The following is a 17,172-nucleotide window of genomic DNA, read 5'->3' as shown; positions in this document are numbered from 1 at the left end:
GGTAATAAATTCTGCACCCTTATTTCTCTCCAATTCAATAGTACCATTAATTTGTCCTGCAAGGTTATTTACTATCTGTAATCCGCACTCCTAAGTTTACATCATTTTATGTAAATTTAGGAGTGCGGGTATGAAATCTATCAACATAATTGCTGTTATTGCTATTATAATCATCGTGGGACTTATAGCTGTAAGTGGAGCTTTTCTTAATAACGAGCCGGAAGGCGATGATTTTGAATTGAATCTAAGAGTCAATGCATCCCAAGCCATAGGTATAGTGATTAACAATACCAGTGCCTCAGATTACCTGAGTGAAAATTTTAATAACCCTGATTGGAGAGTGGTTACAGCCTCACTGGAACCAGGAACGGTCTACAATCTGAACGGCACGCCTAACCAGAATGAGACAAATTTCTGGAAGGTTGAAACAATGGAGAGAACCTGTGCATGTTCCGGTGTGGATGACCTCTATGTTGTAGAAGGATATGTATCGGCAAATACCGGTGAACTTCTGGAAGTATCCACAAAAACAGTTTCAGAGCGAAATTATGATAAGAGGACCTGTGCTACGACAAGCTGTCATTAAAACATCATTGATTGTATTCCTCATCTTGACCACTTTACTTTTGGTAGTTCCTACCGTATCAGCTCAGGAAGACACACAGGTAGAATATTTCTATGAAGACGGATGTTCCAAATGTCAGAAGATTGCACCTGTAATAGATAAAGTTGTGAAAGATTCTGAAAACATCAATTATTCCAGTTACGAGATTACAACACACTACAGCAGGATGAAAGGGTACGGTGTGTATACAGTACCTACACTTGTCATCAATAAAAGCACCACTATAACATATCAGGATTATAAAGGCAATTTAACTTTGTTCGAGAATCTACTGGTTGAATCAATCAAGGATGCTCCACCGATACAGGATTCGGATGACAAAAATGAGTCAACAATTAACAGAACTCCTTTAAAAATTTCACCGCTAATGGTTCTCGTTGCCGGTATACTTGCAGGATTTAACCCCTGTTTACTTGCAGTAATGGCTTTCATGGCATCTGTCACGCTTTCATCTGAAGGAAACCGCAATGATATGCTGATTATTGTAGTAGGATTTTGTACTGGTATATTTGCAACCTATACAATTGTAGGACTGGGAATTTTGAGAACAATCAATTCCATGCCAGAAATAACAGGTACAGTAACCCTGTTCATGGTAACACTGATAGGAGGTCTTGGGATATGGCACATCTATGATGCCTATTATATGAAAACCCGTGATAAATCCACATTCAAAACCCCAAAATCATTGATATCGTTCATGGGCAATATAAAAGGCAAAAACATACTGATACTCTCACTTCTTGCAGGAGGATTATTTTCACTTATCAAGGCGCCCTGTGTTGGTGCAGTCTATTTGTCCATACTAGATATGCTGATAGCAAGAAGTGAAATTATTGAAGGAACTTTGTATCTTGCTGTTTATAATTTCGGAGTGGTACTGCCGGTGTTTATACTCGGCGGCTTGCTAGCCTTTGGTCTGAATCCAGATACTGTGACAGAATTCAGGGAAAAAAGACGTTCAGAGATACGACTGGTTACCGGAATAGTATTAATTGCTCTGGCTTTGCTGCTGAATTTTAATATTATTTGATAGGATCATTTTTTTCAAATTTATAAACCCTATCATTTTTGCGGACCTTGTCCTTGACACTTATACCCACAAGCTGACCTTTTTCAACAGTAGAAAGTGATTCACAGTTTTTGACAAGGGATTCTACTTTTTGTTCAATATAGGTGGTAGCCCCTTCAATAATGATGTCATCACCTACATCTAACCCCTGTTCCTGCAAATCCACACTGGCAGCATTTTGTTTCGGGAAATAATTTGTAATTATCCCAACAGCTTCCCTCTTAATAGATGATATATTCATATCAGATTCAGGGGTTAAACCTTCAGTACCAGGCGTTCCAAAATAGAAACCTGTTGAAAATCCCCGATTATATTCCTGTCCTAAATTTTCTTTCCAAAATTGGACTTTCTGGTCTGTATAGGTGGCATTTAGGTAACTGTTCAGTGCTTCCTGGTAACACTTTGATACCGTATTTATGTAACTGGTATTCCTCAATCTACCTTCCACCTTGAAGGCATCCACACCTGAATCTACAAGTTCTGGTATGTATTCTATCATGCACAGGTCTTTTGTACTCAACAGATATTTACCTTCAAGGTCTATCTGTTCACCATTTTCACCATGAAGTGTCCACTGCCAGCGGCATGGTTGGGAACATTCTCCACAATTGGCTGATTTTCCAACAAGGTAAGACGACAGATAACATCGACCTGATATCGCTTGACACATGGCACCATGTACAAAAACTTCAAGTTCCATATCGGTGTTTTTCCTGATTTGTTTAATCTGCTCCAGTGTCAGTTCACGTGATAGTATCACACGACTTGCACCTAGTGATTTGTAGATTTCTGCAGATTCCCAGTTGGAAACATTTGCTTGTGTGGATATATGTACCCTCATACCCCTATCTGCTGCTTTTTTGATGACTGCCGGATCCCATGCAATTACAGCATCTATATCTACACCAGATACTTTGTCCAGAACCTCATCCAGTTCCTGCAAATCTTCTGGATAAACTACAGAATTAATAGCCAGATAACACTTTAACCTATAATTTTTCGCCTGACTTACAAAAGGTTTTAGATTTTCAGTTGTTATGTCTGTCGCTCTTGCTCTTAAACTGAACCTATCAAGTGAAAAATATACAGCATCGGCATTATCTTTGCAAGCTTTTAGAGTTGCCTTATTCTTGACTCCCATTACAAGCTCAGGACATTGTCTGGAAATAGTATTCATGATATCCAGTTTGCATCGCAATATAATAATTATTTGTTAGAACCATTATAGAGCGGGTTGAGGAGTGGGGGGTATAGTAAAAAATTAGATTTAACCCGCTCTTATAATAGACTATTTTAACTTTGTCTATAAATACTTATCCCTTTATAAATGAATATTTGCTATCGAAAAATATACATTGATAAAAGTCATTATATTAATTTAATAGGGGATAAAAGCTACAATTAAGGTCATCCTTATTATTAATAATTCATCAAGTTATAGGGTTAATACATAAACGCAATTGGAGAATTATAATGAAAGAGTATATCGATACTGATGATACCCATGAATCCACTTATATGCCATTGATCGGTGATAACGCACCTCCATTCATGGCAAATTCCACTGTTGGAGAAATAAACTTTCCGAAGGATTATAAAGGTAAATGGGTTATATTTTTCAGCCATCCCGGTGATTTTACACCTGTATGCACAACTGAATTTATAAAATTTGCACAGATGCAGGAAGAATTTAAAAAATTGAATACTGAATTGCTTGGGCTCTCAATTGATAGCATCTATTCTCATATCTCATGGCTCAAATCCATAAAAGATAAGGTTAAATACAAAGGCATCGAAAACGTAGACATCAATTTTCCAATTATAGATGACCTCAATATGGTCGTAGCTCAAAAATATGGGATGATCCATCCTAAAGCCAGGTGGAGCCAGGAACAGGTTATCGAGCAACTACGAACTACCGGAAAAAGCAGTTCAAAGGATTCTTTCAGTACCCATACGGTTAGAGCTGTTTTTGTAATAGACCCACACGCAATAATCAGAGCCGTTATATATTACCCGTTATCTAATGGAAGAAATCTGGAAGAAATAAAAAGACTAATTATAGCCATGCAAAAAACCGATAATGAAGGAGTACAAACTCCAGAAGGATGGAATCTAGGTGATGACCTGCTTATACCACCACCTCAAACATATGAACTTGCAAAAAAGAGAATTGATGAAGAAGATTCATACTGTTCTGACTGGTATATGTGCTTTAAAGAGGATTCAGAAAAAAAAGATAATACAAAATGCGGTGAATGATAGAAAATATTTAATCTCGGTATTGATTCACATTTTCCATGCATGAATCAACATATTATTACAGGCGTTTTTCTTCTTTTTGACAATAAAACCACATGATTCCAGCATTTCCACAAAATCATTCAAATTTTCACCATTAAAACTGTGGATTTCAGCCTCAATTCTTCTGATTCCTTCAAGTTCATATGGTTTTATATTCCACTCTCCTCCTTCACAATCCATCTTCAAAAAATCTACATGCCCACCACAGAGTTTTTTAAATTCTGAAAGGGTTTTACCTTCAACATTTGCTTTTCTGTCTTCATATTCCACAGATAAAGCTTCTTTGCTCAATGCATAGGGTAAAACAGTTACATTATTAGCATTCGATAATCCACAGTTTTTAAGCAGTTCATTTGTCCATAAAGGTTCAACTGCATATACATGGTTTACTTTCCGGTGAACTTTAAGAGAAAATGCACCGATACCTGCACCGATATCCAGAACTATATCATCAGGATTTAGATCATCAAATATGTAGTCGCTTTCTACCTGCATAAGGGTGTACAACAGTGGACTGTTTTCAAAAACTGCGTCATTTGTACATATATATTTAATATTGTTTTTCGGTAGAAAGAGGATGGATTCATCTTTTAACCTCTTGTTTATAAAATTTTGAATCTTCCTTGTCCTGATCAAATCTTTGACTAAGTATTTTATGTCCAGCATGGTTCCGTTCCAGTTCCAGTACTTTTAAACTACTGTAATTATAAAATGTTCATCTAAATAAACTATACTTACCCTTAAATATTTAGTTATAATGGTGCACTGCAACTGTACCAAATAAGTGCTAATTTAGACTGACTGCTATCCCAAAAGTAAACAGCATGTCCGGAAATTACTGATTACTAATAATCTATCCTACCTAAAACCTACCAGGTAACCAATATGATTATTCTAGATTGTTTCGCTCCAAATTCATGGGCTTTATCTACCCCAGCACCCCGTTTATCGTAAACTAAACAGATTAACAACTCCATGACAGTTGCAGGTAGTGGCAATAAAAAACGTTTCATTCCTTCTTCCTTCGCAGACTTTTTTTACATAACCCATGATGTCCAGAGTTATTATCTTAAAATCCTCTCCCTTTAAACCACCGATACCCTGTTTCATCTGATAGCTTTCAAAAACCCAACCTGTTTTCGTATCTGTTAAATCTTTTACATGCTGGGTTATAGTTTTTAATTTTACACGGTTGAAATTGGGACAATATCCTTCTGGACTCATGCAGTTGTCCGGACATATTTCACCTTTCCTTGCATAGGACAGCATGATTATTCCATGTTCAGGATATTTTCCAGCAACTATATCCTTAGGAAATTCTGATTCCAATTGTTCAAAAAACTTCATACCATCTGAATTATCAGATACTATTGAAATTTCTTTTATCAGATTTTGGTTTTGAGAATTTGCATAATACGAAACCAATTTAGCTGCTGCATGATATGGAACAGCAGGGATTATAAACTCAGGTATTCCGTAGGATAGTATAAAAGGTACTATCTCAAGACCTGCATTATAAAAATAGATGTTCCCATTTGTTCGATAATCGGGGTTTTTCAGTATATTTACCAGTTTCTGTTTATCCTGAATTTCCACTGCCTTTTTTGCTGCGGGAGCAGCTCGATTGATATCCAGTATTAGCACAAAAGGAAACCCATTTGTTCTGGCATAATCCACGAAATTGCTTCCTATTTTACCTCCACCGATAACAAGGTAGTAACCCTGAATAATCGGGATGTTGCTTATAAGTGACATCTTCTCATTGAGTACAGATTCAATTTCGTTGTCCATAGATAGCCCTGCTCGATTATCTTAAAATAACACCCTACATTAATATTGCAAATTAGAAAGAGATTTAAATTTTTCCTCTTAACATCCATTAAGTATAAAATATTAGTCAACAATGTAGGTTAACAATGTCTAAAAGAATACTTCTTACCAATGATGATGGTGTATATTCAGCAGGTATCAGTGCTGCATACAACAGCATAAAGGAACTTGGTGATGTTACTATTGCAGCACCTGCGATTCAGCAAAGTGGTGTAGGACGATCAATATCGCTTTTTGAACCTCTAAGGATAACAAAAGCCAATATCGATGGCGCCAAAGCCTACTCTATTGGAGGTACTCCAACCGATTCAGTACTCCTTGGTATATTCAAGATTATGGACGAAAAACCAGACCTTCTACTTTCAGGTTTTAATATAGGTGAAAATATCAGCACAGACACTGTTACAACCTCTGGTACCATTGGTGCTGCACTGGAGGGTGCAAGTTACGATATACCGGCAATTGCAGCATCAATACAGGTTACTGATGAAGGATTAAAATTCGATGACCTCAGGGATTACCAGCATGATTTTGAGGTGGGTAAAAACATCGTCAACAGGATATCAAAAAAGGTAATCAAACATGGTTTACCTGATAATGTGGATTTGTTGAACGTAAACATACCGCATATGGCAGAAAACGATACAGAGATTGAAATTACACGGCTAGCCCGCAAATTTTTCACGATGTCAATAGAGGAGCGTCATGACCCACGCGGCAGAGCCTATTACTGGATAGCAGGTGACCATGTCAACGATGATAAGGAAGGGTCAGATGTACATGCGGTTGTACATAATGGGCATATATCTGTAACACCTATATCACTGGACTCGACATCACCTATTGATTTTTCAGAAATTGAACATTTAATCTAAAATTATTTTTCGATATTTATTGATATATTCTTCCAGTCCTTATCCACACCTTTTAAAGACTCAACTCCACTGCTTACCATATTTCCGATGATTTCTTCCACGAATTCATTAAGTGGAACTTCTTCTCCGTCAACTGTTACTTCTACATCCATTTAATACCTCCATTTATCATTTATCATTTATTTTCTGTAATAGGGAACTCTGCGGCTGACTGCAAGTTTCAATAATTCATCCATCTTTTCTTCAGATGCACCTGACACATCAACAAGATTGTCATTCACCAGCAGACAGGGTTTGAGTTTGCCGTCTGCCGTAACCCGTAATCTGTTGCAGTTGGCACAGAACTCTGTATTATCTATAGGTCTCACCAGTTCAACTTCTGCAGAATCAATTATGTATTTTTTCCTTCTGTGCATACTGCGAACTTTTATCTCATCTGCACGGCTTTCAAGTTCTTTTTCAATAGCCTGAGTATCCACCCGGTACTTGGGATACTCTCCAAATTCAAAATCCATTAGTTCAATCAGCTGCAGGATTACATCACTGTTGTAGCCACGTATAAATTCCAGCATTTCATCAATGTTTGTATCATTGATGCCTTTTAGAAGTATCGTATTGAGTTTTACAGGTGTCAGCCCAGCATCAACTGATGCATCTATCCCGTCAAGAACATTCTCAAAGGTACCCTGTTTTCCGTTTGTAATACATCGATATCTTTCAGGGTCAAGTGAATCAAGACTGATGTTTACCCGGTCAAGACCTGCAGCCTTCAAATCATGGGCACGGTTTTTTAGAAATACACCGTTTGTGGTGGCAGAAACCTCTTTAAGTCTGGGAAGAGACTGCAGTATTTCCTCAAAATCGTTCCTCATGAGTGGCTCTCCACCCGAGAATTTTACTTTGTTGACACCGTAACCGGCTGCAGTATGAACTATTCTTGAAATGGTATCCACAGACATCTCGTTTTTGCTGCTGGTATCTCCTTCATGATGACAGTAGATACAGTTTAGATTGCAGCGGTTGGTAATTGATATCCTTAAACTGGTAACCCTGCGTCCAAAACTGTCTACAAGAACTTCCTGATTATTACACTGCGAACGTGAAAACATAGTGTTTTCCATATTTTAAACAAGGATTGAATTTATAATATTAAAAACCAGTGAATGGTAATAGTTATATATAAAATCAACTCAATCAACTGACATGACAAAATCCGTACTTATTGCTGGAACCCACAGTGGAGTAGGTAAAACCACTGTTTCAATGGGGATAATGGCTGCCCTTTCAAAGCGAAATCTAAGGGTTCAGCCCTATAAAGTGGGTCCTGATTACATAGACCCGACCCATCATACAGCCATCTGCAGGAGACCTTCAAGAAACCTTGACACCTACATGATGGACGAGGAATACATTCGCAGGAGCATTGAACATTCCTCAAATGATGCCGATATTTCAGTAATTGAAGGTGTCATGGGTCTGTATGATGGTGTGGATTCTACTGAAATATCCAGTTCTGCACATGTTGCCAAGGTCATTGGTGCTCCTGTGATACTTGTTGTAAATGTTCACGGAATGTCAAGAAGTGTCGGAGCCATCCTTAAAGGATATTCTGAGTACGATAAAGATGTTAATGTTGCAGGAGTGGTTTTGAATAAAGTGGGGAGTCAGCGTCATGCACAGATGATAAAAGATGCTCTTCCTCCTGAAATTCCAGTTGTTGGTGCGTTACCTAAAAACAAGGATGTATCTGTTCCGTCGCGACATCTCGGGCTCCACATGGCATCTGAAAAGGACCACAATCTGGACGAACTTGCGGAATTCATCGAGGAAAACATCGACCTTGATGCCGTGGTGTCACTTGCAAGAGAACCTGCAAAACCTGTATCCAGTGTCAAATCTGTTTCCAGTGTTGAACCAGATGTTACCATCGGTGTGGGAATGGACAGTGCATTCTGTTTCTATTATCAGGATATGTTTGATTCCTTAAGACAGTACGGTGCTGAAATCAAATTTTTCAGTCCTATACAGGGTGAACTTCCGGATGTGGATGGTATCTATCTGGGTGGTGGATACCCTGAACTCTACATAGAAGAGCTTGAAAAATCAAGAACAACACATGAACTGAAAAACCTTGCTTCAGATGGGATGCCGATATATGGGGAATGTGGAGGTATGCAGTATCTGTGCAGTTCTTACGAGATTGATGATGTTGAATACAAAATGGCTGATGTTTTTCCTGCAAAAACCCGGAAAACAGACCGACTCATAGCACTCGGACATACAAAGGCTAAAGCAAGTGGTGATTTTATTAAAGGTACCCTACTTGGGCATGAATTCCACTATTCAACAACCGAATGTTCCAGAGACGCCAAACTGGAATACGAAATGATACGTGGAAAAGGTATAGAAGACGGTAAAGACGGTCTTGCAGAATATAACTCAATAGCCAGTTACATGCATGCTCATCCTGCAACATTTCCTGTAGATAATTTCGTGGAGAAATGCAGAGAATACAGTAAACGTTAATTTCTGGTTTGATCCTGTTTTCCCTGATTCTCCTTTTCCTTCTCCATTTTCACTTTCCTGTATAATTTTTTGCGATAATAATTCAGAGGATGGTTAATCTTTTTGCAGAATTCATCTCCTCCATAACAGTTACCATAGGTTTTCATCGTCTGGCAGGAAGGAGGAGTATAGGAAGTTCCTGATGAACCAGCTATATGCTCTATCTGATAACGTGTCTTCTCTTCATCAAAATCAGGAGAAACATTGAAAAGGTCCACTATTTCATCCACAGTCATTCCAACATTCAATAAAAATGAAGTCAATGCAAATCTCATGGAATGTCCAAGATTGTCACCTGTACTAACACCTGAAATTGCAGTTGATATACACGGTGGAAACGATTCAGTATCCACTCCTCCCATATCATCGATATTGACATCACTCTTGAGGTTTTGAAGTGTTTCTTTTATCTCATTAAGATATGGTTCACAGGTACTGCAAACGTCAGTGGTTACATCCAGTGGAAGAGTGCTCTGTATCCGGTCTCTGATAGCTTCCTGCAACAGGCGGGCTACTTCCTCACGGGTTATATGAACGTATCCCTGTTTAAGTCTTCGGTTTACAAGTTTCCATTTCAAATCCTTCATGGTATTTGCAAGTTTTATATAATCAGTAAAGTGCATTGCAAAATGAGAATCAAGAGGATTTATAGATACATTAAAATCCGCTGCCATCTCTATCAGAAATTCGTTATTTTCTGATTTAAGGAGCTTGGACGCGGATTCTGCTTCTGCAAGAGCATAACGTCTAATAAGATACGAATCATTAACACAGGACACCAGTATCCTGGAAAAAGGATAGGACAGTAATTCCAGAAGGATTTTCTCTTCTTCTGAACCAGTTAATCCAGGTTTTTGTATTTCACTTTCATCAAGCGACTGGATTATACGTTCTTTTCCCCGAAAACGTGCTGAATCCAGTGCACGTGAATTCAACAATCTGTCAAGTGAAAATCCAAGATTTTCCACATAACTGAAAGCTTCAGTAACAAATGGATAGAAAGCAAGGGATTTGCTGTCCATATATATTACATACATTTATTCGGATTCGATTCTCGGAGCCAGAAGATAGCCTACTTTTCCGGTTCCGTTTGCAACTTCAAAGTTAATCTTTATCGGGAAATCCTGACCGATTTCAAGAACAACCTCATTTGATTTGGATGCGGGTTTGACTATATCTGACAGATAATCCAGTGAAAACAATGAACGTACATTATCTGCCTTAAGGTCTATTAACTGGTCGCGTGGCAAATCCAGACGTACCTTATCAGTATCTCCTTCTGCTTCCATATAGAAAGCATCATCATTAACTCCAAGAAGCATATGGTCACTAATTTTTTCAGCAGCTTTTACAGCTCTTCGCAAATCGCTTCCATTTAGTATAATTTCGGCAGGCAACTCAAGTTGCGGAATCTTTGGTTCAGAGCGAATGGTTGATGGGTCCAGCAAAGATAGTGTATAGGAAAACGAGCCTATATTTATTGACATATTCTGTGAATTTTCATTCAATTCCATGAATACTTTGTCGTTTTTATCTGCCACGCCAAGAATATCACTGATTTTAGTAAGATCCAATCCAATTTCACCATCATCGGCCTCAAAATCGTCAAAAGCATTGGAATCTAGATTGAAGGTTACCATTGCTACATTTGCCGGATCTACCGCCTTTACGGATATTCCATCGGACGATGTTTTAAGCCTTATCTCATCCACAAGTACTGACAATAATTCTACCGAATCTCTTAGAAGATATGCATCTATCGTTGCCCTGAACATTTTGGATCTCCATCAAGATAATTTTAAACTACAAATTCTTTATAAACCATCTGATATATAAATTTCCTTATTTTTCTCTGACCTGTCATGTGTTATGACAGTAATCTTACATCGTAATGTTATACTTTAAAAAGGGTTATAAAAATTAATCGTATTCTCTCCAGGTTGCACCGCATTTAACACATTTAAAAAACCTGGTCTCAGATTCATCTGCTGACCTCAACTGCCGCAACCACCAGTATGCAACTGTGTGACCGCATTCCTGACATTTTGCCTCTGTTGTGGGCAGTCCTTGATCTACAGTTCCTTCAAGTACTGTTACCTCGCGGTTTTCTCTTTCAGTCCTTGAAACAAACGATTCTCTACTTTCACCGCCTTTAACATGACCGCATTTTCTGCATTTCATTGAATTGCCAACCGGGAACATTAAACTTTTACATTTTGGACAGAACTCCATATATATCCTCTCTAGATTGGTTTATTATTTTGTTATGATCAAAAGCCAATTCTGGTATATCTGTAATATCAAAAATTCCTATTTCTTTAGCATCGGTATCAGCTGTCGGAATCCCGTGTCCGATTAGAAGATAACACACCGATATAGTGTGCCCACGGGGGTCCCGGTTCGGGTCAGAATACACACCAAGTAATTTAACTATTTCTGCAGATAGTCCTGTTTCTTCATTTAATTCACGCAATACCGCATTTTCGGTTGTTTCACCGATTTCTACAAAACCACCTGGAAGTGCGAACATCCCCTGATAAGGTGGGTTCTTTCTCCTAATCAATACAACCTTTCCATTTAAGATGGTCACGGCATCAACAGTTATTTTGGGTGTTTCTGATACCATTTTAACAAAGTCCTGAAAACTTGAAAATATGAAAATCTATTTGTAGTGTAATTTCTATCAAGTGTTCAATCTGATAATTATCAGAATAGGTTTGATATATCACTCCTATATATATTAAATACTTTTTATATTCTACGGTAAAAATTAATATCATACAGATTGTATATTATAGTAAATACCTGTTATAGGTGCCTGATAATGATCGAAAACATACTCTGGATTGCGGTTTTATTGATGGTTGTATCTTCAATCATCCAAAGCAGATACAGGATACATAAATTCACTGGCAGTATATCCTGGTTACTGTTCTCTATTCACTGGTTTTTACAGCCATTGCACTATATTCAAATTAACGACTATTTCAATATGGTATTAACATTTGGAATAGGTCTTTTTTGTATACTCCTGTCCTATACAATGATGAAAGAATACAAAACGTTCTTCAGTGCAAAATCCAGAATATCAGATTACACTGATGTGACATCCATGGCCACAATTGCAACAGCTCTTGGGTCACTTTTCTATTTCCCTTTTGCCCAGATTCCCACATTAAATGAATGGCTGATCGCCACAGTTACACAGCAAGTGGTATGGATACTAGGATTGCTGGGATATCCCGCTCAAATGGATTCATGGAACCTCATAAATTTTAACGGTTATACTGTAAAGATAATACTTGCATGTACTGCAATAGAGAGTATTGCATTGTTTACCGGATTGATCGTTGCTGCCACAGCCCCCCTCAAAAAATTACTAACTGCATTTATGGTGTCAGTTCCTGTGATATACGGATTAAATCTACTGCGGAATGTTTTTGTTGTAATCGCCTATACACAGCAGTGGTTTGGTCCCAACAGTTTTGATATTGCTCATCACATTATAGCAAAAACTGGTGCAGGAATAGTATTATTGATAATTGCTTTTATTGTGCTTCGGATTCTACCAGAACTTATGGATTTAATAGAAGGATTATGGCAAATAATCAATAACCAGGCACAAACTATTATGGATAAAATCACAGGAAATCAATAAATGCTTGCAAAAGGGTCAAAATCAAGGATTCTACCGTTTGCCCTGGTTACTGTGTTAATAGGTACAGTGGCCTATTTGTCAAACATTTATTATGTACAATACCTATTCTACACAGGGGTTGCAGCAACTATATTTTTAATATGGTTTTTCAGAGACCCATCCAGGTTTTCAAAAAAATGTAAAAAATGTATGGTGTCCCCTGCAGACGGAAAAGTAATTGATATTCACAACCGCACAATCTGCATATTCATGAACATCCAGGATGTACATGTAAACCGTGCACCAATAGAAGGTAAAATTGTCGCAACCAGATACACGAAGGGGAGTTTCATGCCTGCATTTTGCAAGGAATCCGAGAAAAATGAGCGCCATGAAATAACAATAAAAACAGATCATGGTGATGTAAAAGTGACCCAGATTGCAGGAATGATAGCACGTAGGATCATTTCATATGTTAACAAGGGTGAAAGTGTATCACAGGGTCAAAGAATTGGTATGATATGTCTTGGCTCAAGGGTTGATGTAAGTGTGCCAGAAAATTTTGATATAGTTTGCAGCATCAAAGATAAAGTATCTGCAGGCGAAACGACAATAGCAAAGATAAATACAAACCATACTAAAACAGCCACAAACGAGGAACCAGATGAATATATTCCAGACAATTAAAATTCCAGATTTGATCTCAATATCCAATTCATTGTTCGGAATTTCAGCCATATTTGCTGTAGTTAATGGTAGCCATCATCTTGCGGCTGTTCTTATACTTTCTGCAGCTTTTGCTGATGGCCTGGACGGGTTTCTGGCGCGATATACAGGAAGCAGTGAACTCGGTGAACATCTGGATTCACTGGCAGATGGAACCTCGTTTGGTGCTGCTCCTGCAGTAGTTATTTATACCATCCACGGCTCGGAATTTCCATACATGATAATGGGTGTGGTATTTGTATATTTTATATGTGGAATACTAAGGCTTGCACGATTTAATACCAGAATAAAAAATATAGTGGATTTCGAAGGGTTACCTATCACAGCATCAGGTGTTGTACTGGCATCGTATTTATTAATTTATCAGGAATACATATTTACATCTGCTATAATCCTGTTGACATTGATTTTGTCATTCCTTATGATAAGCAGTTATCCCTATCCAAAACTCAGAGGAATAAAAACACTTACATTTGGAGCTGTATTTTTTGGCCTGACAATAGGTTCCTATTTTATAAATATTGAATACACACATATTTTTTCAACTATTTTGATACTTCTGATGCTATTGTACCTAGAATCGCCTATCATGAAGATACCCAGACAGTATTATGATAGATAATTTAAGCAGGAATAGAAAATCGGTAAATTGAAAATTTGCAAATATTTTTAAATCTTTGATTTTAAGAGTAATACTTTCAAGGAAAACTACTCTCAAAACCGCTGAGTCTTTAGCTCAACTTTTAGTAGCTGACAAATAGATCGTGTGAAGTTGATAAGACCTATTGTTTTGATAAATCAAAATATAAATAAAAGAAAAATCAAAAAATTTGGACATTATAGTTTGGATGATGGTGATTAATAGATGTATTTTGAAAAAATTTTTGAACCTGATTCTATTGGAAAGTGTAAATTGAAGAATAAAATCATCATGGCTCCAATAGGTAACATTAATATGGCTGACTCTAATGGTCGTCCACAAGATAAAATGATTGATTATTTTATCGAAAGAGCAAAAGGTGGGACAGGTCTATTAATCACCGGTTTAGTGCCTGTATCTTATGGTATCGACCCCACTGTTTCTGAAGACAACGGTACTACCTATTTTCCTCGTATTGACGGTTCATCCAGAACCCGTCTATCTGGTTGGAGAGACCTTACTGCCGGTGTAAAACCTTATGGGTCAAAAATATTTTTACAATTGACAGCAGGTCTTGGTAGAGTTGGTTCTCCAGAACCGGCATTAAATAAAAAACTACTAAAATCCTCTTCCTTGAATAGGAACTTCTATGTACCACAAATCCCTCATTTTCCATTATCCGATCGTAAAATCAAAAAAATAGTTAAGAGTTTTGGCCAATGTGCAGTCAACGCGAAAGTATCTGGATTTGATGGAGTGCAGATCCATGGTCATGAAGGATACCTGATGGACCAATTAACCTCTGACCCGTGGAATAGGAGAAAATTTGGCAGATACAAAAATAAGCACCAGTTTGGAATTGATGTTATAAGAGAAATCAAAAAACGGTGTGGTGAAGATTTTCCGGTATTATACAGGATTGATTTAACTCAGGCATTAGAAGAAACCTATGACACTGAAATTTTTAGAGAAATGTTCGAAGGTAAAGAGAGGAAGCTTAATGATGGGTTAGAATTTTGTAAAGTTCTATACGAAGCTGGAGTAGATGCTTTCGATGTAGACAAAGGCTGTTATGAAAATTGGTTCTGGCCTCATCCTCCTTCTTATTTTGATGACATTATTTATGTAAAGGATATTGCAGGTAGGTTAAAAGAATTTTTCAGGAAAGAAGGGATTGGTGCTAAAGTAGTAGCTGTTGGAAAGATCGGGAAACCTGAAAAGGCTGTAGAAGTTTTAGATAAGGGATGGGCAGATTTTATAATGTTGGGACGTCCACTTCTGGCTGACCCATATTGGCCTAAGAAAGTAAAAGATGGCAGAATTAAAGAAATAACCCACTGTATAGGAGACCATGAAGGTTGCATAGGATCGTTTAAAATGGGTGGTCATCCTTGCTGTTCTGTAAATCCATACACAGGTTTTGAAGATAGAAAAAAACTGGTTAAAACAGATATTCCAAAAAAAATAGCGGTAATAGGAGCAGGTCCAGCTGGTTGTGAAGCAGCAATGACAGCCCATAAAAGAGGTCATGATGTAACTCTTTTTGAAAAAAGTAGTAATATAGGTGGCCAGTTATATACTGCCAAAAAAATGGTTATCAAACACGATATAAGGAGATATCTGGTTAATCTACAATATCAAATTGATTTGTTGAAGAAAGAAGGCCTAAAAACTGAATTTAATACAAAAATAAAATTGGACGATGTAAAGAACAGATACGATGTTATCCTCTGCTGTAACGGATTAAAAGCAAATATACCTACAATAGATGGTCTCGAGCAGATCAGTTATAAAGAAGTTAGAGATTTTTTAAATCAGGATATGGAACTACCCGATAACGTTGAAAATGTTTTAGTTGTTGGTGGAGGAACCGTTGGTTGTGAAGTTGCATATTCCCTTGCCTATGAGAAGGGAGTTAGAGTGACTATAGTTGGAAAAAATAAAGACATACTACCTGATGCAGTTTTGGCAAACAGGTCTCAGATGTTATGGATGATGATGGGAAAAGGTTCTCCATCCGGTAAAAATAAAGATGTTTTAAGAGAACCCATTAAAGTTTATAACGCATCAGAGGTCGTTAAATTTGAAAAAGGTAAGACCTATATAAAAGCAAATAAAGACAGAAATAACCCGTATACACCATGGAAGGCATTGGTTCCTGAAAATGTCAATAATCCATTTGAGAAATCTCTCGACTCTGATAACATCGAAGAATTGGTCATTAATACTGATTATGTTATTTTTGCAGTCGGTGGACTCCCTGATGATACTCTTTATTATGATTTGTTAAAAGAAAATGCAGCTAATGAAATATATTTACTAGGAGATGCCAAAGAACCTCAAAGGGTATGGGATGCTATTACCAGTGCAAATGAGGTAGCTAGAAACATTTGATTTCAAATTTACAGAATCGTTCAAATTTGTTATTTGCTCTGACCTGGATTCTATTCCTTTCTTATATACAATTTTGTATGTATTGTATTATTTCCTATACTGACTGCTCTCCCACGACTGAGTCGTGGGGTTCTCTTGAACCTTGAGAGCCTCAACCTTTGACGAGGTTGAGCATTTGCTGGTTCATGGACGGTACTTGCGAACTGATACCGCGGCCAGTCGTAGAGGTACCATCTCCACAGCCGTTCATTCCCGCGAGCCCCACGGTATGTATAGTTGGGTTATAATACGATGATTTTGTCAGGATGTTTACAGCAGCGTTAAGGTCTCTGTCTATCTCTAATCCACAATTACTGCAGTGGAACGTTCTCTCATTCAATTTCAGTTTTTCTTTCTTAATTCTTCCACAATGAGAACAGACCTGAGAGGTATAATTAGGATTGACCTTGTCTACAATTTTACCTCTTTCAGCAGCTTTATAGATTACATGCTGAATCAGTTTAT

General features: G+C 37.5%; 19 protein-coding genes. 9 read left to right on the top strand and 10 right to left on the bottom strand.

From position 1 onward, the window contains the following. Positions 1–130: 130 nt before the first annotated feature. Positions 131–586, top strand: coding sequence for a hypothetical protein (locus ACLFMM_RS05360; protein ID WP_410807685.1), 456 nt, complete (start codon positions 131–133; stop codon positions 584–586). Further along, a complete protein-coding gene (locus ACLFMM_RS05355; RefSeq protein WP_410807684.1) occupies positions 564–1,658 on the top strand; it encodes a cytochrome c biogenesis protein in 1,095 nt (364 codons plus the stop codon). The genes ACLFMM_RS05360 and ACLFMM_RS05355 overlap by 23 nt, the downstream gene beginning before the upstream one ends. Here the strand turns inward: ACLFMM_RS05355 and ACLFMM_RS05350 are convergent. Further along, positions 1,651–2,874, bottom strand: a complete 1,224-nt coding sequence (locus ACLFMM_RS05350; protein ID WP_410807683.1) for a peptidase U32 family protein — start codon at positions 2,872–2,874, stop codon at positions 1,651–1,653. The genes ACLFMM_RS05355 and ACLFMM_RS05350 overlap by 8 nt on opposite strands. A gap of 296 nt (positions 2,875–3,170) precedes the next feature. On the opposite strand from ACLFMM_RS05350, the gene ACLFMM_RS05345 reads away from it, so the two are divergent. Continuing rightward, the gene (locus tag ACLFMM_RS05345) at positions 3,171–3,959 is read left to right on the top strand and encodes a redoxin domain-containing protein (protein WP_410807682.1); all 789 of its coding nucleotides are present in this window, start codon (positions 3,171–3,173) and stop codon (positions 3,957–3,959) included. Positions 3,960–3,986: 27 nt separating this feature from the next. Here ACLFMM_RS05345 and ACLFMM_RS05340 read toward each other — a convergent pair whose 3' ends face one another. Next, positions 3,987–4,496 (bottom strand): FkbM family methyltransferase, encoded by a 510-nt coding sequence (locus tag ACLFMM_RS05340; RefSeq protein WP_410807681.1) that lies wholly within the window; start codon positions 4,494–4,496, stop codon positions 3,987–3,989. 450 nt (positions 4,497–4,946) lie between these two features. After that, positions 4,947–5,792, bottom strand: a complete 846-nt coding sequence (locus ACLFMM_RS05335) for a hypothetical protein (RefSeq protein WP_410807680.1) — start codon at positions 5,790–5,792, stop codon at positions 4,947–4,949. 125 nt (positions 5,793–5,917) lie between these two features. Between ACLFMM_RS05335 and surE the strand changes: the two genes are divergently transcribed. Next, on the top strand, positions 5,918–6,706 hold the full coding sequence (gene surE, locus ACLFMM_RS05330) for a 5'/3'-nucleotidase SurE (RefSeq protein WP_410807679.1): 789 nt from the start codon (positions 5,918–5,920) through the stop codon (positions 6,704–6,706). A gap of 2 nt (positions 6,707–6,708) precedes the next feature. Here surE and ACLFMM_RS05325 read toward each other — a convergent pair whose 3' ends face one another. Next, complete coding sequence (locus tag ACLFMM_RS05325; RefSeq protein ID WP_410807678.1) at positions 6,709–6,858, bottom strand: hypothetical protein; 150 nt, start codon at positions 6,856–6,858, stop codon at positions 6,709–6,711. A gap of 27 nt (positions 6,859–6,885) precedes the next feature. After that, positions 6,886–7,827, bottom strand: coding sequence for a GTP 3',8-cyclase MoaA (gene moaA / locus ACLFMM_RS05320; protein WP_410807677.1), 942 nt, complete (start codon positions 7,825–7,827; stop codon positions 6,886–6,888). Positions 7,828–7,909: 82 nt separating this feature from the next. On the opposite strand from moaA, the gene ACLFMM_RS05315 reads away from it, so the two are divergent. Beyond that, a complete protein-coding gene (locus tag ACLFMM_RS05315) occupies positions 7,910–9,232 on the top strand; it encodes a cobyrinate a,c-diamide synthase (protein ID WP_410807676.1) in 1,323 nt (440 codons plus the stop codon). On the opposite strand, the gene priL is transcribed toward ACLFMM_RS05315, so the two are convergent. From priL to ACLFMM_RS05295, 4 genes are all read right to left on the bottom strand, one after another. Next, on the bottom strand, positions 9,229–10,293 hold the full coding sequence (gene priL, locus ACLFMM_RS05310; protein ID WP_410807675.1) for a DNA primase regulatory subunit PriL: 1,065 nt from the start codon (positions 10,291–10,293) through the stop codon (positions 9,229–9,231). The two genes, ACLFMM_RS05315 and priL, sit on opposite strands and share 4 nt — an antisense overlap. A gap of 15 nt (positions 10,294–10,308) precedes the next feature. Beyond that, positions 10,309–11,046, bottom strand: a complete 738-nt coding sequence (locus tag ACLFMM_RS05305) for a DNA polymerase sliding clamp (protein WP_410807674.1) — start codon at positions 11,044–11,046, stop codon at positions 10,309–10,311. 145 nt (positions 11,047–11,191) lie between these two features. After that, entirely contained in the window at positions 11,192–11,503 is a 312-nt protein-coding gene (locus ACLFMM_RS05300; RefSeq protein ID WP_410807673.1) for a transcription factor S, read from the bottom strand. Further along, positions 11,481–11,897 carry an NUDIX domain-containing protein gene (locus ACLFMM_RS05295; RefSeq protein ID WP_410807672.1) on the bottom strand — a complete coding sequence of 139 codons (417 nt, stop codon included), beginning with the start codon at positions 11,895–11,897 and terminating at the stop codon, positions 11,481–11,483. The genes ACLFMM_RS05300 and ACLFMM_RS05295 overlap by 23 nt, the downstream gene beginning before the upstream one ends. A 198-nt stretch (positions 11,898–12,095) precedes the next feature. Here ACLFMM_RS05295 and artA point away from each other — a divergent pair, with 198 nt between their 5' ends. The 4 genes from artA (at position 12,096) to ACLFMM_RS05275 (ending at position 16,668) form a co-directional block, all read left to right on the top strand. Further along, on the top strand, positions 12,096–12,929 hold the full coding sequence (artA, locus tag ACLFMM_RS05290) for an archaeosortase A (RefSeq protein ID WP_410807671.1): 834 nt from the start codon (positions 12,096–12,098) through the stop codon (positions 12,927–12,929). Continuing rightward, positions 12,930–13,595, top strand: coding sequence for a phosphatidylserine decarboxylase (locus tag ACLFMM_RS05285; RefSeq protein WP_410807670.1), 666 nt, complete (start codon positions 12,930–12,932; stop codon positions 13,593–13,595). Further along, positions 13,573–14,256, top strand: coding sequence for an archaetidylserine synthase (locus ACLFMM_RS05280; RefSeq protein ID WP_410807669.1), 684 nt, complete (start codon positions 13,573–13,575; stop codon positions 14,254–14,256). The genes ACLFMM_RS05285 and ACLFMM_RS05280 overlap by 23 nt, the downstream gene beginning before the upstream one ends. A gap of 243 nt (positions 14,257–14,499) precedes the next feature. Then, positions 14,500–16,668 (top strand): FAD-dependent oxidoreductase, encoded by a 2,169-nt coding sequence (locus ACLFMM_RS05275; RefSeq protein ID WP_410807668.1) that lies wholly within the window; start codon positions 14,500–14,502, stop codon positions 16,666–16,668. A gap of 151 nt (positions 16,669–16,819) precedes the next feature. Here the strand turns inward: ACLFMM_RS05275 and ACLFMM_RS05270 are convergent. Beyond that, positions 16,820–17,172 (bottom strand): zinc ribbon domain-containing protein (locus ACLFMM_RS05270; RefSeq protein WP_410807667.1); only part of this gene is annotated, 353 nt, incomplete at its 5' end.

The sequence above is a fragment of the Methanohalobium sp. genome (assembly GCF_046546175.1).
GTDB lineage: Archaea > Halobacteriota > Methanosarcinia > Methanosarcinales > Methanosarcinaceae > Methanohalobium.
Note: the sequence above shows the minus strand (reverse complement) of the source record. Positions and strands in the feature narration are given on the sequence as shown.